Genomic DNA, 24,348 nt, shown 5'->3' with positions numbered 1-24,348 from the left:
ATGGCCAAGGTATATGGAATAGGTGTGGGTCCGGGAGACAGCGAACTCATGACGCTGAAGGCGGTAAAGACGATACAGAGATGTGAAGTTGTTGTTGCGCCAAGCTCCATGAAAGATGGAAAAAGTATAGCTTTGAATGTAGCAAGGGACTTTATAAGCGACAAATCGGAGATAATAGTAAGGCATTTTCCCATGGGTGGGATGGAGCAGGACGAAAGGATATATGAATCTTTCAAAATTATTGAACAAAAAATTAAAGAAGGAAAAAATGTTGCTTTTCTTACTATAGGTGATCCGCTCATATATAGCACGTATATATATTTGCTGGAACATATTGAAAAAATGGGATATGAAACCGAAACTATTCCGGGTATAACGTCATTTTGTGCATGTGCAAGCATTGCAAAAGAGCCGCTTGTCATAGGTGATGAAGCACTTTTAATAATTCCGGGGGACAGGTTGGATTCAATAAAGGATGAAAAAAACGTGGTAATAATGAAGGTGTATAAAAAAGAAGAAAAAATATTGGATTGCCTTGAAGCAAAAAACTTTGAATATATATGCATAAAAAGGGCAGGAAGAGAAGGTCAGAAGATTACACGTGACAGAGATGAAATAATTAAAGATAAAGAATATATGTCTGTTATAATTGCACACAGAAAATAGAGAGGAGAATTTCAAATGGTCTATTTTATCGGGGCAGGCCCGGGAGATGTGGATTTGATTACGGTAAAGGGAAGGAAAATCATAGAAAAGGCGGATGTTGTAATATATGCAGGATCACTTGTAAGTAAAGAACATATGAGTTTTTGCAAAGATACTGCTAAAATATATAATTCAGCTTCAATGACACTGGATGAGGTAATGGATAAAATTCAACGAGCAGAGAGTGAAAATAAACTTGTAGTCAGACTTCATACAGGTGACCCGTCCATCTACGGTGCAATTAAAGAACAGATGGATGAAATGGACAAGAGAAATATAAAGTATGAAGTAGTTCCAGGAGTAAGTTCTTTTACTGCGGCGGCAGCTTCTATAAAGAAAGAGTTTACACTTCCTGGAGTGAGTCAGACTGTGATTTTGACGAGAATTGAAGGCAGAACTTCCGTACCTGAAAAAGAAGATATACAAAAACTGGCATCAATAGGCGCTTCAATGGCTATATTTTTGTCCGTAAATATGATAGAAAAAGTGGTTTTAAAGCTTAAAAAAGGATATGGCAGAAATGTACCGATTGCAGTAGTTGAAAGAGCCTCCTGGAAAGATGAGAAAATCATAACAGGAACCCTTGATGATATATGCAGCAAGGTAAAAGATGCAAATATAACAAAGTGTGCTCAAATATTGGTTGGAGATTTTATAGATTGTAAATATTCGAAAAGCAGGCTTTACGATAAAAATTTTACACATATGTTTAGAAAGAAAAATTAAAATGTATTGGAGGGTGAAAAGAATTGGGAAAATTATATGTTATAGGAATTGGTCCAGGTGGAATCGAGCATATGACCTTAAGGGCAAGAAATGCTGTTTTGGAAAGTGAAGTCATAGTCGGATATACAAGATATATAAAATTGCTTGAGAGTATTGTAGGGGACAAGGAAGTATTTTCTACAGGAATGAAAGGTGAAAGGGAGAGATGCAAAAAGGCTCTGGAATTGTCACATGATAGAATTGTTTCCATAGTAAGCACAGGAGATGCTGGAATTTATGGTATGGCGGGACTTGTTATGGAGATGAAAAGTGATGAAAATGTTGAAATAGTTCCGGGAGTAACTTCATCTACGGCAGCAGCTTCAGTGCTTGGAGCTCCAATAATGCATGACAGTTGCTGCATAAGCTTGAGTGATCTCATGACACCCTACAATTTAATCAAGAAACGAATCAGACTTGCAGCAGAGGGTGATTTTGTAATATCATTGTACAATCCAAGGAGCAAGGGAAGGCCGGATTATTTAAGGGAATGTATCGATATAATAAGAGAATACAGAGATGATTCTACGCCTGTGGGAATAGTTAAAAATGCACTTAGAGAAGGTCAGGAAAAGTTTTTGTGCACTCTGGGTACATTTGACGAGGGCAAAGTCGATATGCTGTGCATGGTAATTGTGGGAAACAGCAATACTTTCTTAAGAGGAGATATTATTATAACTCCGAGAGGATATACTTTATAATTTGTGTGGAGGCAGTGAAGGTGGGAAAATTAGTTTTTGTAACAGGAGGAGCAAGAAGCGGAAAAAGTTCTTATGCGGAAAGCCTCATAAATGAAATTGATGGAGGAACAGGGGATATTTTATACATAGCAACTGCAGTTCCATTTGATGAGGAAATGAAAGCCAGAGTAAGAAATCATAGGGAGAGAAGACCGGGGAGCTGGAAAACTCTCGAGGCGTATAAAAACTTTGATGTGAAATTGCCTGAACTTCTTGGGGACAGGTCCGGCGTGCTTCTCGATTGTATAACCAACATGGTATCTAATCTCATACTTGAAAAGTATACGGGAGAGAAGGAAATAAAAGAATTTGAGTTTCTAAGTATTCTTGAATATGTAAAAGAAGAGATTGAAAAACTTATGAAAGTTGTAGAAAAAGTCAGTATTCCTTTTGTCATGGTAACAAATGAAGTTGGAATGTCACTTGTCCCGGAATATCCTCTTGGAAGATTGTTTAGGGATATAGCAGGTATTGTTAATCAAATAATTGCAAAGAAGGCCGATGAAGTTTATCTCTGTGTTTCCGGTATAGAAGTGAAGATAAAATAAAATGTAAATTAACATGTTTGAATGATTATTTGCAGCTTGTATGGTAATAATTAGATGTGACAGAACTAATTGTGCAATTATATTTTAAACATGGAGAAGAGATATGAATATTTATTTTGGAATTGCTGCTTTTATATTTGGAATTCTTACAGGTAGTTTTTTAAATGTGTGTATTTATAGAATACCGAAAGGTGAATCTGTTGTGTATCCGCCGTCACATTGTACTACATGTGGTGCAGTTGTGAGATGGAATGACCTTGTTCCACTTGTAAGTTATGTGTTTCTTGGAGGAAGATGCAGAAACTGCCATGATGAAATATCTGCAAGGTATCCGCTGGTAGAAGCTGCAGTAGGACTCTTGTACGTATTTTTATATATTGAGTTCGGGTTTGGCATTGTGTTTTTTAAACATGCAGTGTTCGTGTCAATAATGATTGTTCTTGGAATGATAGATTTTGATACAGGAAGTGTGTATTTTAATACTATTTTGGCAGGTACTGTTTTTTCATTGATATTTCTGGGATTGTACATATACATGGGTGTTCCTTTTATAACATTTTTATCTGGAGGACTTTTGGGAGGTGGAATTATTGCATTTATAATACTTTTGACAGGCGGAAAAATGGGTTGGGGTGATATGGAAATGTGTTTTGTAGCGGGACTTTTTCTTGGACTCAAGCTTACTTTTGTAATGTTGGTTTTGTCTTTTATCTCAGGTGCTGCAACTGGAATTCTGCTTATTTTATTGAAGAAAAAATCAGCCAGGGATTATATGCCTTTTGGACCGTTTATTTCAGGGGCGGCAATTTTCACATCTCTTTTCGGATATAATATTTTGAGGCTTTGTTTATAATTTTTATATAGATAAAAAAGAACCCTGTGGGCTCTTTTTTTTATTGATTATTTGACTGAAATAGATTTTGTATTGCAGTTTTTTGGTCTTCTGTTATAGTTCCATCGGATACGAGTGTGTCAAGCGGGTTTGTAATTTTATTGTATGTTCCTGCATTTGTCTTGTTTGCTTGAAAAGCTGCTTTGAAGGCATTTTGTACAGCAGTTTCCTGGATTTCTGTCATAATGCCCTCGGATGAGAGAGTATCCAATGGGTTTGCTGTAGTAGTGCTTGAACTGGTGCTGAAACTGAAATTTGAGTTTGATTGTGAATTCGTTTCATTGAGTGAAGATGAAGTATCAAGTTGCTGTTCCTGCTTTTCTTTTTCTTCTTTTATCTGTTTTTGCAGGTCTTGAATTTTTTGATACCATTCAAGGCTACTTTCTGTGCTCGATATTGTATTCATTAAAAATCCACCTTTCTAATTTATAAATAATATGTCTATAACATTGAAGTCTACCAAATTTTTCTTAAAAATTCCTTAAAAATCAATTTTATGGCATAAGGTAAGATGGTTTTTAATAAAACTTTAAAATCATATTTTGTCCTGGTCTGTGATTATTATAGGGCCATCCTCTGTTATTGCAAGGGTATGCTCATATTGAGCGGATAAGCTTCCGTCGACTGTGCGGGCGGTCCAGCCGTTTTTGTCCGTAACAGTTTTGTATGTGCCGATATCTATCATTGGCTCTATTGTTATTACCATACCATTTCTAAGCTTAAGTCCTCTTCCTGGTTTTCCGTAATGGGGTACGGATATGTCATCATGCATAAGTTTGCCTATTCCATGTCCTGTATAATCTCTTACAACGGAATATCCAAGTGATTCGGCATAAGTTTGTATTTCATGTCCTATGTCGCCTATATGATTTCCAATGACAGCTTTTTCAATACCTTTATACAGGCATTCTTTTGTAACTCTCATGAGATCTTCGGCTTCTTTTGATATTTTACCTACTGCATAGGACCATGCTGAATCTGCCAGCCATCCGTTCAGGTTTACAACCATGTCTATGGTTACTATATCGCCTTCCTTCAATGGCTTTTTATTTGGGAAACCGTGGCATATCTCATCATTTACAGAGGCGCATATTGCATATGGAAAGCCCATATAGCCTTTTTGTTCAGGTGTGGCATTGTTTTTTTTCAGATATTCTTCGACGAATTCATTTATCTCCATAGTAGTTATTCCAGGTTTTATCAGTTTACTTATTTCTTTGTGACAGGATGCAAGTATTTTACCTGCTGCCGACATATAGCCTATTTCTTTTTTTGTTTTTATATCTATCAAATTACTCGCCTCTATCTTGAATTTATTTTATAATACATTATATTTTAACATTAATTTAGTTTGAATTAAATGAGTCTTAGATTAGAATTTACAGTTAATTTTAAATTTGTCACGAAAAATGGATGCCAAAATTCAAGTAGTAATGCTTGTATAAACGTTTACCTGATTATATATTATAAGTAACAAAGATAAGGAGGTATTTTAGCATGAGTGATTATAAAATTCCGGAAACGGCTAAAATTTCAGTATTAACGGGAATTCAAAATATGGAAGTGAAAGAACTGCCAATTCCACAGATTAATGATGATGAAATTCTTGTTCATGTAGAAGGATGCGGAATTTGCGGTACTGACGTTCATGAATTTAAAGGAGATCCTTTTGGATATATTCCTGTTCAGCTTGGACATGAGGGAACTGGTATTATTACAAAGATAGGAAAAAATGTAACTAAAGATTATTCGGGAAAACCACTGGCAGTTGGAGATAGAATTGTAACAGGTCTCAGGCCATGTGGAGAATGCGAAGTTTGCACCAAATATCCAGAAAAAATTAACTTATGTGATAATGGAGAAATTTTTGGATTAATGCCAGGAGAAGAAAGCTATTTTAATGGATGGCTTGGAGAATATATGAAAGTAAATGCCGGTGGAGTTGTATTTAAGGTAAGTGATATGGATTTGGATCTCCGATTTCTAATCGAGCCTTCGGCTGTCGTTGTACATGCAGTGGAAAAAGCAAAAGAAATTTTTGATTTTAAACACGATTCTTATGTTTTGATACAGGGTTGCGGACCTATAGGATTATTATTGCTCACAGTTGTACGCACTATGGGTGTAAGAAATATAATTGCTGTAGATGGAGACCAGCAGAGACTTGATTTTGCAAAAGAACTCGGTGCTTTTAAAACTATAAATATCATGAAAACCGACGATGCTATTAAAGATGTAATGGAACTTACGGGCGGACTTGGTGCTGAAATGGCATTCCAGTGTACAGGTTCCTGCAAAGCAGCTTCTACAATTTGGAAGTATGTAAGGCGCGGTGGTTCCATGTGTGAGTTAGGTTTCTTTGTAAATAATGGTGACAGTACATATAATCCGCATCTCGATATTTGTCAAAAAGAAATTAAAGTTACTGGATCATGGACATATAAAGCAGGTGATTGGCTGCAGGCATGTGAATTTTTGAAAGAGGCTCAGCTTCGAGGTCTCCCTGTAGAAAAATTGATAACTCACCGTTACGGTATTGATGAGATGAATGACGCAATGAAGATGAATATCAGCATGAAGGGATGTAAAATAGTATATCAAAATAAAAATATGTAAATGGAGGTAGATTAAATGTTAACTAATACTAAACAAATGCTTTTAGATGCAAGAAAAAATCATTATGGCGTAGCTCAACCGAATATTTGGGATTTAAACAGCTTGAGAGGAATTATAAATGCTTGCAACAAGACAAAGTCTCCTGCAATAATAGGTGTTGCAGAAGTTCACTTTAAGTATATAACGCCTGAAGAGGCTTGCGCTCTGATAAACTTTTATAAAGATAAGATTCAAACAGACTTTGCACTTCATTTGGATCATGGTGAATCATATGAGGCTATTATAAGAGCAATTAGATCAGGATTTACATCTGTTATGATGGACTGTTCAAGCCTTTCATTTGAAGAGAACGTAAAAAGGACACAGGAAGTGGTAAAGATAGCTCATGCGTGCAATGTTTCAGTGGAAGCTGAACTTGGACATGTTGGTATGGGAGAAGATTATGAGAAAATTGATACTGAGTTATCAGCACTTTTTACTGTTCCTGAAGAAGCCAAAAAATTTGTAGAGCTTACAGGAGTAGATAGTTTGGCTATTGCAGTTGGTACTGCTCATGGAGAGTATAAAGGAACACCTAGACTTGATTTTGATAGAATAAGCGAGATTAAAGATATTATTGATGTACCTTTGGTACTGCATGGTGGATCCGGTACAGGAGATGCCTCTCTTGCTAAATGCATTGAACTTGGAATATCAAAAGTAAACATTTGTACAGATTTAATGAATGCTGCATCAGAAGGTGTAAAGAAGGAAATATCCAATAAAGTTTATGGAGATATATCTCTTATCGAACAAGAGTCTATAGAAAATTGTCTGACACACTATATGGATTTATTTGGTTCATCTAATAAAGGGGTATTGTAATTCTAAATTTTATTGGTATTGGTATTATATAATAATGGGTATAGGATATAGGTTTATGATGGTATTAAATTTATACCCATTATTTTTATACCATATAATTGATTATTATTATCTAAAAAAACGTTTACTTCATTATATATTGTAATTAATAAAAAGTAAGGAGGTATTTTATATGGAAATTTCTAAAAAGAAAAAAAGTGGAAATGGAAAAGCTAAGGTTCAAAAGTTTGGTGGTTTTCTTGCAGGTATGGTAATGCCGAATATAGGAGCATTTATAGCATGGGGTCTTATAACTGCACTTTTTATTCCTACAGGATGGGTGCCTAATGCAACATTTAACAAACTTGTATCACCTATGATTACTTATCTTCTTCCGATACTTATAGGTTATACAGGAGGTAAAATAGTATATGGAACAAGAGGTGGCGTAGTTGGTTCTATAGCTACTATGGGAGTTATTGTAGGTTCATCTGTTACTCAGTTCATGGGAGCCATGATAATGGGGCCTGTTGGAGGCTACTTGATAAAAAAGTTTGACAGTGTTATAAAAGAGAAAGTACCAACTGGATTTGAAATGCTTGTAGATAACTTTTCAGCAGGAATTATTGGAGGAATTCTATCGCTAATTTCATTTTCTGTAATAGGACCTGTAGTAGGAGGGTTTTCAATTGCACTTGGAGAAGGAGCTAAATGGATAACTGAAGCCAAGCTTCTTCCGCTTATATCTATACTGGTAGAGCCTGGAAAAATATTGTTCCTCAATAATGCAATAGATCATGGAGTGTTTGACCCAATAGGTATAGCACAGGTAAAAGAAGCTGGAAAATCAATATTTTTCTTACTTGTAACAAACCCTGGTCCTGGTCTTGGAATTTTACTTGCATATTGTGTATTCGGTAAAGGAAGTGCTAAACAATCAGCACCAGGTGCTATAATAATTCATTTCTTGGGAGGAATTCACGAAATATATTTCCCATTTGTATTGATGAACCCATTGCTAATATTAGCTGTAATAGGTGGAGGAATGGCTGCCGATTTTGTATTTGTAATAACAGGAGCAGGACTTGTTGCATCAGCTTCACCGGGAAGTATATTTGCAGAAATCGCGATGAGCCCTAAAGGTGGTCTTATTCCTGTATTGCTTGGAATATTGGTTGGTACTGTTGTATCTTTCTTGATAGGATCTCCAATAATAAAAGCGAGTAATACAGAAGATGATGATTCTTTTGACAGTGCTAAAAACGTTGTGGGAGCAATGAAAGCTGAGAGTAAAGGACAGAAAAGTGAGAATAATAAGATTAGTGAAGGTCCACAAGATAATTCTGAAGTTAATGAAGTCCCAAAGCTTATTGTATTTGCCTGCGATGCTGGAATGGGGTCATCCGCTATGGGAGAGTCAATATTAAAGAAAAAACTGAAAGATGCAGGACTTAAAATAGAAGTTAAGCATGCTGCTGTAAACGAAATACCTACGGATGCAGAAATTGTATTTACACAGGAAAGCTTAGAAAAGAGAGCACTTATGATAGTACCAAATGCCAAAATTGTAAGAGTAAAGAATTTCCTTGATAACAAGGTTTATGATGATTATATAAAATCCATAAAAAAATAATTAGGTGGGTGGTGCCATGCAGAATCTTGATCAACTTAGTTCCAGACAGAAGTTTATTTTAAACGTAATATTGGAAAAGAATTCTTTAAACATCAGCCAAATATCAAAGCAATTCGATGTGAGCAGTCGTACTATAACAAGAGAGATAAATTTTATCAACAAAATACTTAAACCTAAAGGTATAAAGATATACGAAAATAATTTAAATCTCAGCATAATGGCAAAGAAAAAGGATATAGATTATTTAAGAAAATCATTAGATGGCATACCTCCACAGTGGCTATTGAATCAGGAACAAAGGTTGATTTTAATTACTTCACAGCTTCTTTTAGCAGATGAATCATATAAACTTGCATTTTTTAGTTATCAATTGAATGTTTCGGAAGGAACTATAAGTCTGTATATGGATAAAATTGAGTCATGGCTCAGGGTTAGATATCTGACTCTTGATAGAAAAAGAGGACATGGTATGAAAATCAACGGTTCGGAATGGATAAAGCGAAACTCAATTGTAGAGTTAATTTACAGACTGAAACCTATAGATGAATTGTGTTCATATGTTTATGGAAATAATAATGATACAGTTACGGATGCATTTTTCAAGTTGTTGTTTGGTCATAGATTTGTTTCAATATCCAAAAAAATCATGAGTATGTTTGAAAAAAACGTATTCAAGATGGATGATACAACGTATTTAAGTTCACTTATTCACTTGCTTGTATCATTGAAAAAAACAGAACTCGGATCTTCCATTGAGTTTCCATCTTACTTGATTGAAGATGTAATATCATCAAAAAGATTTGATTTTGCATCAAATATAAAAGAATATTTGGAGTCTGAAGGCATAATGCTCACAGACAGCGAACTTACTTATGTGGTCATACATCTTTTTGGATATAAATATATCTATAACAAGAACAGAAAGTTTGAAGAATTTGGAGTTTCATTTGAAGATATATCAAGAGAGCTTTTGTATGAGGTAGAAAAGAGACTTGGTATAAAAATAAACTGTGACAAGCAACTTATTGCAGGATTGTCCCAACATATAAATTCTGCACTTTATAGAGTTAACATGGATATGCCTGTGAAAAATACAATTTTAAATGAGATCAGAGAATATTACAAAAAACTTTTTGAAATTGTAAGTTATGCGTGCAAGCTGGTGTTTTCGAAGTATAATATAAATATGCCACTTGATGAAATTGGTTTCATAACCATGCATGTTGGGGCTTCAATAGAGAGGACAAACAATTCAAACAATAAGTTTTCGGCACTTGTAATATGCCCTAACGGACTTGGAACTGCAAAAATATTATCTAGCAAAATTAAATCGGTGATACACAATATAGACAATATAAAGATAGAATCATTCAAGGACTGGTCAAAGGAAGATAAAAAATACGATATAGTGTTTTCAACTACAAATATTGATCTTAAAGGAAAAAGAAATCAGGAGAATGTGATAATGGTATCACCTTTTCTAAAAAAAAGTGACATTGACAATATAAATAATTATATTTCCAAATTAATCAAAGACAAGAGCGAATTTAACAAGACACCGATATGTCCAATGAATAAACCGGAAAACAATGATAAAAAGAATTCATCTGGAGATCCGGATTTACACAGTGAGAAGTGTGACATCATAGATGACTTAATAGACAGTATACGTTTGGAAAATGTAGATGCGGATTCATTTGAACAATTGATAAATATAATTGCCCAAAATGCCTATGATAATTGTGCTGTAAGTGACAGAGAAGAAATAGAAAAGCTTATAATTGCACGAGAGAAACTTGGAAATGTGGTTGTACCTAATTCACATATAGCACTTTTGCATACCAGATCAAATTGTGTTACAAAGCCGTTTATCGGAGTATACAGACTGCAGCAGAGTATGAAGCTCAGAAGTCTTGGATTTGATTATGAAAACGTGGATACCTTTATGGTACTTCTGGCTAAAAGAAAAGAAAATTCCTATGTACTGGAGCAAATGGGCAAACTAAGTATAAATTTAATAGAAAATAAAAAATTACCTGTGATTTTAAGAAATAAAAAAATTGAGAATATCTGTAATGAAATGAGAAAAATACTTTATAGGGAGGATATTTAATGAAACCAGAAATTCTTTGCGAAAATAATATAATATTGAATCTTGAAAGTGAAACTAAAGATCAGGCAATTAAAAGAGTTGGACAATTGCTTGTGAAAAATGGGTATGTAGATGAAAAATACATTGAGGGAATGATAAAAAGAAATGAAGATGTAAGCACATATATAGGAAATGGAGTTGCAATTCCGCATGGGATGAATGAATATGTAAAATGCATAAAGCATTCTGGAATTGTAATTGCACAATATCCTCACGGAGTAGATTTTGATGATGGAAATACAGCATATCTCGTAATAGGAATTGCAGGTAAAAACGATGATCATATGACCATACTGTCCAATATAGCATTGACATGCCAATATGAGGAAAACGTAAAAAAATTAGTTCAAACAAACGACAAAGAAGAGATAATAAATTTAATCATGGAAGAAAATTAATAAAACAAATAGTTGAAAGGAGTAATATTTTATGAAAACAAAAGCAGTAAGGCTTTATGGCAAAAATGATTTGAGACTGGAAGAATTTGAACTTCCTGAAATAAAAGATGATGAGATACTTGTCCAGGTTGTATCGGACAGCATATGCATGTCAACCTACAAGGCAGCTATACAGGGAGCCAGTCACAAAAGAGTTCCAAAAGATGTAGATAAAAACCCTGTAATAGTTGGACATGAATTTGCAGGAAATATAATAAAGGTCGGCAAGAAATGGAAGGGACAGTTTAAAGAAGGAAGCAAGTTTGCACAGCAGCCTGCCTTGAATTATAAAGGAAGCATGGCATCACCAGGATATTCATATAAATATTTCGGCGGGGATGCAACTTATATGATAATACCTCATGAAGTAATGGAGCTTGGTTGCCTGTTAAATTACAATGGTGAGTCATATTATGAAGCATCACTTGCAGAGCCAATGTCCTGCATAATAGGTGGTTATCATGCTTGTTTCCATACTAAAATGGGATCATATGTTCATGACATGGGAATAAAAAAAGGTGGAAAGCTTGCACTGGTTGCTGCGGCAGGGCCTATGGGACTTGGAGCCATAGAATATATAATAAATTGTGACAGAAAGCCATCATTGCTCGTTGTGACAGACATAGACGAGAGCAGAATAAAAAGAGCAAAACAAATATATAACACTGAAAAAATAGAGAAAGAAAAAGGAGTAAAAGTAATATTTGCAAATACGGCAAAGATAGAGAACCCGACTGAATATTTGATGAATCTCACAGATGGAACAGGATTTGACGATGTATATGCATATGCACCTGTAAAACAGGTAGTTGAACAGGCAGATCAAATACTTGGAAGGGATGGATGCCTGAATTTCTTTGCAGGGCCTACAGATAAAAAGTTTTCTGGAGAACTTAACTACTACAATGTACATTATGCTTCGACTCATGTAATAGGCACAACTGGAGGAAATACCGATGACCTGAAAGAATGCCTTGAAATGACAGAGAGCGGCTTGATGGACCCAGCAGTTATGGTTACACACATAGGCGGATTGAATTGTGTACCTGAAACAACATTGAATCTTCCAAAGATTCCTGGCGGCAAGAAACTTATATATACAAATATAGATATGGATCTTACTGCAATAGAAGATTTTGAGGAAAAAGGAAAGACAAATCCACTGTTTGCAGAGCTTGCTGAAATAACTAAAAGGCACCGAGGACTCTGGAGTTCCGAAGCTGAAAAATACCTTCTTGATACAATGAAATAAATTCAAATAAGCGGGCAAAAACTTTAAAAAGTTTTGCCTGTTTTTCAGTTATGTAAGGGATTTTTAGATACAGTGTAATTTTTTATAATTTAAGTCACCTTCCGTAAAATTGCATATGCATAAAAGAAACAAAGTGCATTAATGCAACAAGGAGTTTCGTGTGCTTTGTTCTGCATCTTGTTGCATTAATGCATTTTTGACATCGTAAAATGCTTTTGATAGAAGATATATGCAGGTGGTATGATAATTGCTGTTGTTATATTGTGATTTTAAATATATGTTTGGGGGTATTTTTATGAGCAATCTTAATAAGTTAAATAAAATAATTTGCGATACTTTTGATATAAAGGATATTGACAAAATCACTGATGAAATGGGGCCTGATCAAATAAAAAAATGGGATTCCCTGGCACATGTAGAACTTGTATCTTCACTGGAGGAAAATTTTGAGGTGAATTTTGACGTAATTGATATATCGAGGATGTATACAATTGGTGATATAAAAAAAATACTTGGAAAATATGAGATAGAGCTATGACGTTCACGGACTATGTATTTGAAAAGTCAAAAAACCTCACAACAACAGCTCTGATATGTGAAGATACTGAAATAAGTTATTCTGAAATTTACGAGTCAATAAATTTTATAGCACAGCTTTTAAAAGAAGGAAGTTTCCAAACAGGCGAAAGTGTACTTTTGATTTCCGACAACTCCAGCTTTTTTATAGAAGCATATTTTGGAATTATAAAGATGGGAGGTATATGCGTTCCAGTAAATCCTTCCACAAATGAAAACGATATCCGATATATAGTTGATATATTGGATATAAGGAGGGTGTTTTGCAGCAGCAAGTACAAAAACAGTGTAGTCCGCATACTTCCTGAATGTACGAAGATATATGATGAAAGTGACATTTCAAGATCAAAAGAAGATGTGGGAGCAGGAGAACTTATAGATGAAAAAGAAGCTACGGCACTTATAATGTTTACTTCAGGTTCAACATCAAGGCCAAAAGGGGTTATGCTTACACATTATAACTTAATGCATAATACGTCTTCTATAATAAGGTATCTTGAACTCACGGAAAAGGATAGGATTGAAGTAGTTCTTCCGTTTTACTATTGTTATGGGACCTCTCTTTTGAATACTCATTTTAGATGCGGTGGAAGTGTTGTTTTAAACAATAATTTTATGTTTCCAGAGACTGTTATAGATTGTATAAACAAATATAAATGTACTGGGTTTTCAGGTGTGCCGAGTACTTATCAGATACTTCTTAGAATGAGTAGTTTCAAAGAAACGAAGATGCCGTCTCTTAGATATGTAACTCAGGCGGGAGGAAGACTTCCAGAGGTATTTATAGAGGAAATGTTATCCTCACTTCGCGGAATTCTTATATATGTAATGTATGGTCAGACAGAAGCGACTGCAAGGCTTTCGTATCTTCCACCTGAAAAACTCAAAGAAAAGATGGGTTCTGTAGGAAAGGGAATTCCTGGAACGGAGCTTTTCGTTGCAGATAAAGAAGGAAATCGGTTAAGCCCTTTTGAAGTTGGTGAAATAGTTGCAAGGGGCGGGAATATAATGAAGGGATATTTCAATGATACAGAAGAGACAAGAAAAGTACTCAGGAGTGGAATTCTCTATACAGGCGACATCGGATTTATGGATGAGGAAGGATATATATTTATAGTGTCCAGGGAGAAAAACATAATAAAATGTGCAGGAAACAGAATAAGCCCGAAGGAGATAGAAAATGTGATATGTACAATATCTCAAATTGTTGAATGTGCTGTAGTGGGAGTTGAAGATGATATACTTGGCGAAGCAGTAAAAGCATTTGTGGTATTAAAGCCGGGCAGTTGTATGATTGATGGAAATTATATAAAAAAATACTGCATGGAAAGACTTCCTGGTTATAAAGTTCCTAAATTTATAAAAATATTGCAGGCACTTCCTAAAAATTCTTCCGGAAAGGTACTTTTCAAGGAGTTGAGGCATATGTAAAAATAATGTGAGGCAGGTGATAGGTTTATGGATAGATTGATAGACAGGATTATTCTTCAAGATCAGTTTAAAATTCCTCAGATGCAAAAAAATGTTTTTATGCTTGATATAATCAAAGGGAGAATTGCAGAAAGTATTCAGAATCCAAATATCAAAAGTATGTACGAAAAGCTGGGAGTTCAGATGGAAGACATTTCATCTTTGGATAAGGTTCCGTTTATTCCTGTAAAGATGTTTAAAAAATTTGATCTTCTTACATGCAGCAGGGAGGATGTTGTGCGTATACTTAATTCCAGTGCTACAACTTCAGCTGTTCCAAGTAGAGTTTATCTCGATAGAACAACTCAAAGAAGGCAGTCACAGGCACTTTTGTCTACTTTGAGAGATTTTCTTGGAAAGAGCAGGAGACCACTTCTTGTAATTGACGCTGAATCTTCTAATTCACATACGGATAAACTTACAGCAAGGGGTGCTGCTATAAGAGGAATAAGCAGTTTTGCCAAAACTGTGACTTATGCATTGTGCAGTAAAAATGGAGAGCTTGTATTGAATATTCCGGAACTTGAGAGGTTTCAAAGGGAAAATGAAAACAGGGAAATACTTGTTTATGGTTTTACCTATATAATATGGAGCAGGTTTGTAAGACAGGCGGAAAAGATAGGGCTTCATATGAATTTTCCGCAAATGAAGCTTTTGCACAGTGGCGGGTGGAAAAAACTTGTATCCAAAAGTGTGAAAAAGGATGAATTTAATAGAAGGACAGCTTCTGTATTTGGCACACGAGACGAAAATATTAAAGATTTTTACGGTATGGTTGAACAACTTGGAGTTGTATTTGTTGATTGTGAATATGGCTTTAAGCATGTTCCTGATTTTGCGGAGGTAATAATAAGAGATTTCAACACTCTTGAGGAAGTTGGGCCAGGAAAAAAGGGAATGATAGAGGTAATGAGCGTACTCGGTTCCAGTTATCCGTCAGAAGCTATACTTACAGAAGATGTGGGTGAATTGTCAGGTATAGATACATGTAAATGCGGGAGACTTGGAAAGTATTTCAAGTTCAAATCACGAGTTGAAAAGGCCGAAGTGCGGGGATGCGGTGATACTTTTGCGGAAAGGGATGATGGTGTGTGATAAATTGCTATTCCATAAAGGGAAATATTTACGATACTCCCGTTGTATTTGACAATTTCGATGAAATATACAAATCGGTTGAAAAATCGCGCAGATCTCTTGAGTCAATGCCTGAGAATGTAATACTTGACATGTTGGACGAATACAGTAGAAGACTTTCCAAAAATAGAAAGCTGCTTGCCATTGAAGGTGCAGCATATCTTTCATTTTATTTTAGAAAGTCGAATATGGAAAAGCTTGTTGAGATGAGTGTAGGAGACAAGAGATATATGGACGGCTTTGTTGAATGTGGTGCTGGGAAGTTCAAAAGAGCAAGAAACAGGGGCGTGTGCTGCCACTTTATAGCTGGGAATGTAGTGACTCTTGCATTTTATTCTATTTTTCAGTCGCTTGTAGCAAAAAATTCAAATATAGCAAGAATTCCTGAAAGTATTATGCCGGTTGTCATAAAGTTTCTCACACTACTTGAAGATATAGAGGTGTCATTTGAAGGTAGATCGTATTCTTCAAGGATTCTTCTCGAAAACATAGTACTTGTGTATTTTAAAAGCAGTGACAGGATTTTGAGTGAGTCGATGTCGCGTTTGGCAGATGCAAGGGTAATATGGGGGGGAGAAAAGGCTGTGGACAGTATAGGCGTGCTTGAAAAGAAAACAACCTGCCATGATATTGTGTTCGGACCCAAATATTCATTTGCAGTATTTGACAGTATGGCAGTTGAAAGCAGACATGCAAATGTGTATTTTGAAAAACTGGCACTCGACATATCACTTTTCAACAAGAAGGCATGTTCTTCGCCCCAGGTGATTTTTGTTGAAAAAAGCAGCATATCTTTTAAACATATTGGGGCAATGCTGAAAGCTGCATTTGAGAAGTCAAAGAGGCCAATGGATTTTATAAGTGAAGCTGAATGTGCCCAGGTGATAAACATGCGAGGACTCTATTTGCTTGATGAGAAAAAGTGTATATGTTCAAGCAGAGGACTTGAATATACTATTTTGATGGATAAAGTTGAGAGACTTGAGGAGCCGATGCCTGGAAGATGCATTTTCTTGAAAGAAATTGAAAGTATACTTGAACTTGACCGGTTGATTACACCAAGGATACAGACTATAGGTTGTGCTGTTCGTGACAGGAAAAAGCTGTTTGAGTTTGCAGAGAGGGTTACTTCACGTGGAGTTGACAGGATTGTGGATGTAGGTTCAATGAATATCTATGATTCTCCTTGGGATGGATATTTTTTGATAGGGCAGCTTGTAAGATGGTGTAGTTTGAATTTTTGATCAATGATTGGAGGGTTTGTTTTCATGGCTTTTAGTATAGACGAATTAAAGGTTGGAGATAAAGCTTTTTTTGAAAGAGCTGTCTGTGAGGAAGATGTTTATATGTTTTCTCAAGTTACGGGAGATTTTAACCCGATTCATGTAGACAAATATGCATGCAAGCAAGTATTTAAAAAAAGGATTGCGCATGGTGCACTTCTTTCAGGTTTTATATCGGCATGCATAGGTATGTATCTTCCAGGCCAGGGGACTGTTTATTTAAGTCAGAATTCAAGGTTTGATTCGCCGGTGTATTTTGGGGATATTGTGAAAGTTGAGGTGTCGGTAACTGAAATAAATACAAAGGAAAATATAGTTAGACTCAGGACTTTGTGTACCAATGAAAAAGGGCACAGGGTTCTTACAGGAGAAGCCTGTGTCATGCCGCCTGTAAAGTGAGTATTAAGTATATAGCAATAGTTGTCTGTATTCTGCCACTAGTTTTACTAGTGGATTTTTATTTTATTGCAAAATTTTGTAACACATATGATCAAGGTATATGTGTTATAATTTAAATGGCATAGATTTTCTATATTATGTAATCCTAGGAGGGGATTTGTATTATGATGAATCATGAATTTGGCCTTGATGCTCTGCTTAAAGGTGATGTCCAAACATTGCAGTGGAGGATAAAACAGTTGTATGAAATTATTGAAAGTTCCTATGACGGGATATATATAACAGATGGAGATGCCAATACAATACTCTTAAACAGTTCCTATGAAAAGATTACAGGAATGAAGAAAAAGGAAATGCTCGGGAAGAATATGAGGTATCTTGAAGATAACAATTATATCTCGCGCTCAGGTACACTTATGGTTCTTAAAAGTGGTGAAAACGTTACGATTGAACAAAAGTTCAAAACGGGTAAAACTGTTCTTGTTTCCAGCAGCCCTATTTTTAACAAGGATGGAATAATAACCATGGTTGTTACAAATGTCAGAAATATAACTGAACTCTATGAGCTCAAGGAGCAACTCAACAAAAACAGAAAACTTACTGAAAAATATCATTATGAACTTGAAGCAATTAGAAAACAACTTCTCAAGTTTTCAGATATTATAGCAAAGGATGAAAAGATGCTTAATATACTCGATATGGCAAAGAAAGTTGCAAAGGTGGATACAACTGTGCTTCTTTTGGGTGAAACTGGCGTTGGAAAAGAAAAGGTAGCAAAATATATACATAAAAACAGCAGCAGATGCAGCAAGAGTTTTATAAAGATAGACTGTGGATGTGTTCCCTGTAATCTTATAGAGTCGGAACTTTTTGGATATGAGAAGGGGGCTTTTACAGGTGCAAGCAAGGATGGAAAGATAGGACTTTTCGAACTTGCAGATGGAGGAACTATTTTTTTGGATGAGGTGGGTGAACTTCCACTTGATATGCAGGTAAAGCTTCTCAGGGTCCTGCAGGAAGGTGAGATAAAAAAAGTCGGCGGAACAAACACTATAAAAATAGATGTAAGAGTGATTGCAGCAACAAATAGGAATCTTGAAGAAATGGTGAGAAAAAATATGTTCCGTGAAGACCTTTACTATAGGCTCAACGTGGTTCCAATCAAAATTATTCCTCTGAGAGAGAGGCGAGGCGATATAGAACCACTTATAGGCCATTTTATGTCAATATTCAATAAGAAATACAATTTTAGGAAAGTAATTACTAGAGCGGCGGTTGAATCTCTTAGAAATTACGCATGGCCTGGAAATGTGAGGGAACTCAAAAATATAATAGAGAGGGTTATGATTATGAGTACAGGTGACAAAATACTGAGAAGTGACATTCCTATAAAAGAGATATGGGATAATAAAAAGTATGATTCTGGAATTGCTAAAAAGCACATAACACTTAGAGAAGCGGTCTGTGATCTGGAAAAATCGCTCATAGAAAATGCTTTCGAGAGATATGGAAATGTGAGAGATGCAGCCCGGGAATTGGGGATAGATGCTTCTACTCTTGTGAGAAAGAGGAAACGATATAAAAACAGAGCAATGCTGGAAAAATAATTTTTTCGAAAATTGGGGGAATTGTTATGATGCAGTGCTTTGTAAAAAAAGCTTTTAAATCTAGCTTTGATGATAATTGCCTTCCAAGGCTTTTGTATGTCAGCAAAGTAGAGGAAGACAACAGTGTATATCCAAGAGTTATGCATTCTCATGAAAGTTTTGTAGAAATTATTTTTATTTCAAAGGGCAGGGGCGGATACTGCATAAATGGAAAAATGTACAATATTAAAAAAGGCGATGTTCTAATATATAATAGCGGTGTACTTCACGATGAAATTTCAGGACCAAACACAAAAATAGGGAGTTACTGTTGTGCAGTATCGGGAATAAAAATAAGAGGTCTCAGAAAAAATGCACTTATAAAAGACGAGGAAAATCCCATTCTTGAAAGTGGGGAGAGATTTTCTACAATTTATAATATTTTTGATTTAATATTTTCAACTCTATCAAAAGGGTATTCGGGTGCCGAAGAAAGCTGCCACTATTTGACACTGTCACTTTTAATTCAAGTTATGCATCTTGTAGATAAAAGACGGGGGTTTTGTGATGTACAGTCTGAAAAACCCAATGTTCTGGGAAAACGTATCCAAAGATATATAGACAAGCACTATGCAGATGATATAAATTTGCAGAAAATAGCTGATGATTTAAATGTAAGTCAGTATTACATGTCACATGTTTTCAAAAATATGATTGGGTACTCTCCCATACAGTATTTGCTTAGAAGGCGTATAGGAGAGGCACAGACACTTCTTATTACAACAGACTATTCGGTTACGAGAATAGCTTCAATGGTTGGTTATGATAATCCAAGCAATTTTAATATTATGTTTACAAAACATGTAGGAATGTCACCCGGGAATTACAGAAAAAAATATATATTGAAAAATAGTTGATTCAAATGAAAGTATAGTTTATAAATTTTGAAACCATACTTTCATTTTTTAATGTGATATTTTATTGTTATGGCAAGAATTTGATATTTCCGAGGAAACGTTATCACAAAAAATATTTCAAAGGTGTTGATAAAGGCTTTAGTATGGAAAAATATGAAAGCAAGAAATCTATAGAATTTTATGAATGGGAAATCTATAATGTTTACATAAGGTGATAAACATAATTATGAAGTAAGTGAAAGAGGTGTATGTCGTATGAAAATTTCTCAAAAGCATCCGTTTTCAAAAGGATACAATAAGATTGTTACGAAAGAAGATCATCCTGAAATGATGGGAATGGAGTTTGGAGTGCTTCTTATGAATTCTGGAGATAGGCTTTCTTTCAATTATAAGAAAGAGACCATATATGTAATTACCAGCGGAGAAGTTACGTTTTCATGGAATGGTATAAAAAGTACTGTTCAACGCAAAAGTTGTTTTCATGAGGAACCTGTTCTGCTACATGTTCCACAAAATACTAAGGTTATTATTGAATGTATTTCAGATAAAGCTGAAATTTCCATTGCATCGACTGATAATTCGAAAAATTTCGATGCATCACTTATGAAGGGTAATGATTGTATTTGTGCAAATGAAGAGAGGGGAAAGGGAACATTAAATGACTGCTCATCCCGTCTTGTAAGGACGTTTTTTGATAGGTCAAGCTGTCCGGAAACAAATTTTTTTGTGGGGGAAGTTGTAAGTTACCCAGGCAAATGGTCTTCTTTTCCACCGCACACCCATGTGGAACCTGAAATATATTTTTACAAGTTTTTGCCGGAGAATGGATATGGATTTGCAGAGATAGGTGATGATGTTTACAAAGTTAAAACCAATGATCTTACAGGGATGCCATGCGAAAAAACTCATTCCCAGGCTACTGCACCTGGATATGCAGAATATTATATATGGATTATAAGGCTCAGGGATGACAAAGACATAATTACTACAGTTGAACCTGAACATCAGTGGACGACAGCGAAAGATGCAAAGTATTTTCCTAGAATATAGATTTTAATAAGGGAGGCTTAAAATGTTAAGTGAGAGTGAAGTCAGGGAACTTAAAAGATTTGCCATAGAAATAAGAATTGATACTATAAAGGCAATTGCAAACTTTGGTGCAGGACATCTTGGTGGGTCAATGTCAATGGCGGATACTATTGCAGTGCTTTACGGCAAGGTAATGAAATATGATTCTAAAAATCCTGGATGGGAAGATAGGGATTGGTTTATATGTTCGAAGGGACATTCCGGACCTTCACTGTATTCTGCTCTTGCAATAAAGGGTTTTTTCCCTGAAGAAGAACTTATGACATTGAATCAGGGAGGGACAAGGCTTCCAAGCCACTGCAACAAGGATCTTACAAGGGGAATTGACATGTCTACCGGTTCACTTGGACAGGGTGCATCACTTGCAGTAGGGGTGGCACTTGGGAACAAAATTGATGGAAGAGACAATTACACATATCTGATGCTGGGAGATGGAGAGATACAGGAAGGACAAGTATGGGAGGCAGCAATGTATGCTGCACAGAAGAAACTTGATAATCTTGTAGCATTTGTGGATTACAACAAAAAGCAGCTTGATGGATATGTGAAAGATATAAATGATGTAGGAGATGTTGTCCAAAAGTTCAGGGATTTTGGATGGGGGGCAGAAGAAGTTGATGGAAATGATGTTGAAAAGGTGTATTATGCCATACAGAAGGCAAAAAAAATTAAAGAAAAACCTTCTGTAATAGTGCTTGATACTATAAAAGCAAAAGGTGTTCCTTTTGCTGAAAAAATCAAATTGAATCACCACATAAAGGTGAACAAGAAACAGCTTTGTGAAACTCTGGAATATTTGAAACATGAACTTGAAAAGGTGGTGTAATTGTGAATATATCTCTTGTAGAAAAAAGGGCAAAAGACGAAGAAATGAGGAATGTATACTGTAACACACTTCTTGACCTTGCAGAAAAGAACAGGGATATTGTTGTACTTGATGGAGATCTCATGTCATCTATGGGAATGAGGAGGTTCTTGGAAAAATTCCCTGAGAGAACATTTGATGTTGGAATTCAGGAAGCCAATATGATTGGTGTCGCGGCAGGGCTTTCGGCTACGGGGAAAATACCTTTTGCCCACAGCTTCGGACCTTTTGCCACAAGAAGATGCTTTGACCAGTTGTTTTTGTCCATAGGATATTCAGGCAGCAATGTACGGGTTGTAGGAAGCGACCCGGGAATAACAGCGGCTTACAATGGAGGAACCCACATGCCTTTTGAAGATATGGGAATAGTCAGAACAATACCGAATGCGACCATTGTCGAGCCTGTAGATGGAGTTATGCTTGAAAATATTATAAGACAGACTGAAAAGCTTGAAGGCTTTTTCTATATAAGACTTCTTAGAAAAAATCCAGTAAAGATATATGAGAAAGGCTCTAGTTTTGATATAGGCAGAGGTGTTGAGTTGAGAAGCGGTACTGATGTTACCATAATTTCCAGTGGAATAATGGTAAATGAAGCATTGAATGCTTTTGACATTTTAAAAAGTATGGATATAAGCGCAGAGGTTGTAAACATATTCACACTAAAACCTATTGACAGGGAACTTATAATAAAATGTGCAAAAAAAACAGGGGCAATAGTTACGGCAGAGAACCACAACATCATAAATGGACTTGGAAGTGCTGTTTCAGAGGTGCTTTCAGAAAATATCCCGGTGCCGCTTGAGAGAGTGGGAATAAAAGACAGGTTTGGGCAAGTTGGTTCAGTAGAGTATCTCAAAAAAGAATATAATCTTACTGCTGGAGATATAGTAGAAAGCTGTAAAAATGCAATAAAAAGAAAGGCACAGTAATTTTCCAGATTAAAATTCCACAAGTTGATTCTTAGTTATTAATATTGGGGGAATTAATTAAATGGATCAAGATGTTAATACGAAGAGGAAATTTTTGAAAAAAATATCTATTCTAGCTACTTTTGGTTCACTTCTGTTTGGATATGACAGCGGGGTAATTAATGGTTCGCTTAGTTTTATGAGCAGACCGGATCAGCTTAACCTGACACCTTTGACTGAGGGACTTGTTACAAGCTCATTGCTTCTTGGAGCAGCTGTCGGTGCAATATTATGGGGAAGATTTGCAGATAAATATGGAAGGAAAAAAATACTTAGAATACTTGCTGTTATATTCTTTTTTTCAACAATAGGATGTGCAGTGTCACCTAATGCTCAGATAATAATTGTATGCAGATTTATAGTAGGACTTGGAGTTGGAGGAGTATCAGTTGTAGTACCAACACTTCTTGCTGAAATGGCACCAACAAAAATAAGGGGAAGTGTTGTATGCCAGGATCAGCTTATGATTGTTACAGGGCAGCTTCTTGCCTATGTTTTCAACAGTATTCTTGGAAATATTTCTAACAATCCTGGCATATGGCGCTATATGATAACTCTTGCAAGCATACCTGCAGTTGTGCTTTGGATTGGAATGTTTATAGTTCCTGAAACGCCGAGATGGCTTGCTGCAAATGGAAAAGTTGGGCAGGCACTTGAAATTTTGAGACAGACACGTGATGAGGAAGAGGCTGAGGCAGATCTTCGTGAGATACAGAAAAATATTGAATCTGAAAAACATCTTGAAAAAGCAACCTTTAAAGATCTTGGAATTCCGTGGATAAGGCATCTTGTATTTATTGGAGTCATACTATCATTTATACAGCAAATTGCAGGAATAAATGTAATAATGTACTATGGAACGACGGTACTTGAACATTCCGGGTTCAATGTAAGGACAGCGCTGATTGCAAATGTGGCAAATGGTTGTATGTCGGTTATCGCTTCTTGGTTTTATATGCACTATCTTGCAAACAGGTGCAGAAGGAGACCGCTTCTTATTGGAGGATATGTAGGAAGTACTATAACTCTTTTTGTAATGGGAATAGTGTCAAGAACTCTTGCAGGGACGGCAGCGCTTCCGTATGTAGTTGTTGTGCTTACAATAATTTACCTTGCAATATTCCAGTCAACTCTTGGTCCTCTTACATGGCTTCTTTTGTCTGAAATATTCCCACTGAGAGTAAGAGGAATGGGTTATGGAGTTGCAACATTTTTCAACTGGATATCCGACTTTGCAGTTGGACTTGGATTCCCTATTGCAATTGCGTCAATTGGACTTTCAAATACATTCTTTGTTTTTGTTGGCCTTGGAATCATATGCATAGTATGCTCTACAGCATTTGTACCAGAGACTTTTGGAAAATCACTTGAACAGCTTGAGGAAACGTTTAGAAACTACAAGAAGGATAAAGTATCTGTTGATTAGCAAATTTTTAAGTTTGCTTGAGATTTGAATAACGAAAAAAGGGAGGTAT

General features: G+C 35.7%; 24 protein-coding genes. 22 read left to right on the top strand and 2 right to left on the bottom strand.

Translation table 11 applies throughout. The features are described from left to right. From AC4CVH_RS05525 to AC4CVH_RS05505, 5 genes are all read left to right on the top strand, one after another. The gene (locus AC4CVH_RS05525; RefSeq protein ID WP_490786749.1) at positions 1-666 is read left to right on the top strand and encodes a cobalt-factor II C(20)-methyltransferase; all 666 of its coding nucleotides are present in this window, start codon (positions 1-3) and stop codon (positions 664-666) included. 15 nt (positions 667-681) lie between these two features. Then, on the top strand, positions 682-1,431 hold the full coding sequence (gene cobM, locus AC4CVH_RS05520; RefSeq protein ID WP_490786748.1) for a precorrin-4 C(11)-methyltransferase: 750 nt from the start codon (positions 682-684) through the stop codon (positions 1,429-1,431). A gap of 23 nt (positions 1,432-1,454) precedes the next feature. Beyond that, on the top strand, positions 1,455-2,171 hold the full coding sequence (gene cobJ / locus AC4CVH_RS05515; protein WP_490786747.1) for a precorrin-3B C(17)-methyltransferase: 717 nt from the start codon (positions 1,455-1,457) through the stop codon (positions 2,169-2,171). A 20-nt stretch (positions 2,172-2,191) separates the two neighbouring features. Continuing rightward, positions 2,192-2,758, top strand: a complete 567-nt coding sequence (gene cobU, locus AC4CVH_RS05510) for a bifunctional adenosylcobinamide kinase/adenosylcobinamide-phosphate guanylyltransferase (protein WP_490786746.1) — start codon at positions 2,192-2,194, stop codon at positions 2,756-2,758. A 103-nt stretch (positions 2,759-2,861) separates the two neighbouring features. Then, positions 2,862-3,611: a prepilin peptidase gene (locus AC4CVH_RS05505; protein ID WP_490786745.1), complete on the top strand. Its 750-nt coding sequence runs from the start codon at positions 2,862-2,864 to the stop codon at positions 3,609-3,611. Positions 3,612-3,651: 40 nt separating this feature from the next. Here AC4CVH_RS05505 and AC4CVH_RS05500 read toward each other — a convergent pair whose 3' ends face one another. Both AC4CVH_RS05500 and map read right to left on the bottom strand, forming a co-directional pair. Further along, entirely contained in the window at positions 3,652-4,056 is a 405-nt protein-coding gene (locus AC4CVH_RS05500; protein WP_490786744.1) for a hypothetical protein, read from the bottom strand. Between the two features lie 129 nt (positions 4,057-4,185). After that, positions 4,186-4,941: a type I methionyl aminopeptidase gene (gene map / locus AC4CVH_RS05495; RefSeq protein ID WP_490786743.1), complete on the bottom strand. Its 756-nt coding sequence runs from the start codon at positions 4,939-4,941 to the stop codon at positions 4,186-4,188. 206 nt (positions 4,942-5,147) lie between these two features. On the opposite strand from map, the gene AC4CVH_RS05490 reads away from it, so the two are divergent. From AC4CVH_RS05490 to AC4CVH_RS05410, 17 genes are all read left to right on the top strand, one after another. Beyond that, positions 5,148-6,266 carry a zinc-dependent alcohol dehydrogenase gene (locus AC4CVH_RS05490; protein WP_490786742.1) on the top strand — a complete coding sequence of 373 codons (1,119 nt, stop codon included), beginning with the start codon at positions 5,148-5,150 and terminating at the stop codon, positions 6,264-6,266. A 15-nt stretch (positions 6,267-6,281) separates the two neighbouring features. Continuing rightward, positions 6,282-7,130: a class II fructose-bisphosphate aldolase gene (locus AC4CVH_RS05485; RefSeq protein ID WP_490786741.1), complete on the top strand. Its 849-nt coding sequence runs from the start codon at positions 6,282-6,284 to the stop codon at positions 7,128-7,130. Between the two features lie 172 nt (positions 7,131-7,302). Further along, positions 7,303-8,742, top strand: coding sequence for a PTS mannitol transporter subunit IIBC (locus AC4CVH_RS05480; protein WP_490786740.1), 1,440 nt, complete (start codon positions 7,303-7,305; stop codon positions 8,740-8,742). 16 nt (positions 8,743-8,758) lie between these two features. Next, positions 8,759-10,855 (top strand): BglG family transcription antiterminator, encoded by a 2,097-nt coding sequence (locus AC4CVH_RS05475; protein WP_490786739.1) that lies wholly within the window; start codon positions 8,759-8,761, stop codon positions 10,853-10,855. Next, positions 10,855-11,292, top strand: coding sequence for a PTS mannitol transporter subunit IIA (locus AC4CVH_RS05470; protein WP_490786738.1), 438 nt, complete (start codon positions 10,855-10,857; stop codon positions 11,290-11,292). Before AC4CVH_RS05475 ends, AC4CVH_RS05470 begins: the two co-directional genes overlap by 1 nt. 31 nt (positions 11,293-11,323) lie before the next feature. After that, a complete protein-coding gene (locus AC4CVH_RS05465) occupies positions 11,324-12,583 on the top strand; it encodes a zinc-binding dehydrogenase (RefSeq protein ID WP_490786737.1) in 1,260 nt (419 codons plus the stop codon). Between the two features lie 295 nt (positions 12,584-12,878). Next, positions 12,879-13,121, top strand: coding sequence for an acyl carrier protein (locus AC4CVH_RS05460; RefSeq protein ID WP_490786736.1), 243 nt, complete (start codon positions 12,879-12,881; stop codon positions 13,119-13,121). Then, the gene (locus tag AC4CVH_RS05455; RefSeq protein ID WP_490786735.1) at positions 13,118-14,590 is read left to right on the top strand and encodes an AMP-binding protein; all 1,473 of its coding nucleotides are present in this window, start codon (positions 13,118-13,120) and stop codon (positions 14,588-14,590) included. The genes AC4CVH_RS05460 and AC4CVH_RS05455 overlap by 4 nt, the downstream gene beginning before the upstream one ends. Positions 14,591-14,617: 27 nt before the next feature. Further along, entirely contained in the window at positions 14,618-15,724 is a 1,107-nt protein-coding gene (locus AC4CVH_RS05450; protein ID WP_490786734.1) for a LuxE/PaaK family acyltransferase, read from the top strand. Beyond that, positions 15,721-17,007: an acyl-CoA reductase gene (locus AC4CVH_RS05445; protein WP_490786733.1), complete on the top strand. Its 1,287-nt coding sequence runs from the start codon at positions 15,721-15,723 to the stop codon at positions 17,005-17,007. The genes AC4CVH_RS05450 and AC4CVH_RS05445 overlap by 4 nt, the downstream gene beginning before the upstream one ends. A 24-nt stretch (positions 17,008-17,031) precedes the next feature. Then, positions 17,032-17,445: a MaoC family dehydratase gene (locus tag AC4CVH_RS05440; protein ID WP_490786732.1), complete on the top strand. Its 414-nt coding sequence runs from the start codon at positions 17,032-17,034 to the stop codon at positions 17,443-17,445. 164 nt (positions 17,446-17,609) lie between these two features. Further along, entirely contained in the window at positions 17,610-19,052 is a 1,443-nt protein-coding gene (locus tag AC4CVH_RS05435; RefSeq protein WP_490786731.1) for a sigma-54 interaction domain-containing protein, read from the top strand. A 26-nt stretch (positions 19,053-19,078) separates the two neighbouring features. Next, positions 19,079-19,948 carry an AraC family transcriptional regulator gene (locus AC4CVH_RS05430; RefSeq protein WP_490786730.1) on the top strand — a complete coding sequence of 290 codons (870 nt, stop codon included), beginning with the start codon at positions 19,079-19,081 and terminating at the stop codon, positions 19,946-19,948. Positions 19,949-20,203: 255 nt separating this feature from the next. Next, positions 20,204-20,998, top strand: coding sequence for a 5-deoxy-glucuronate isomerase (locus tag AC4CVH_RS05425; RefSeq protein WP_490786729.1), 795 nt, complete (start codon positions 20,204-20,206; stop codon positions 20,996-20,998). A 22-nt stretch (positions 20,999-21,020) separates the two neighbouring features. Then, positions 21,021-21,863, top strand: coding sequence for a transketolase (locus AC4CVH_RS05420; RefSeq protein ID WP_490786728.1), 843 nt, complete (start codon positions 21,021-21,023; stop codon positions 21,861-21,863). Between the two features lie 44 nt (positions 21,864-21,907). Continuing rightward, entirely contained in the window at positions 21,908-22,834 is a 927-nt protein-coding gene (locus tag AC4CVH_RS05415; protein ID WP_490786926.1) for a transketolase family protein, read from the top strand. Positions 22,835-22,895: 61 nt separating this feature from the next. Then, complete coding sequence (locus AC4CVH_RS05410; protein WP_490786727.1) at positions 22,896-24,299, top strand: sugar porter family MFS transporter; 1,404 nt, start codon at positions 22,896-22,898, stop codon at positions 24,297-24,299. The last annotated feature ends 49 nt before the right edge of the window (positions 24,300-24,348 follow it).

It is taken from the genome of Clostridium pabulibutyricum (assembly GCF_058242705.1).
This window is presented reverse-complemented; position numbering and strand designations above follow the sequence as displayed.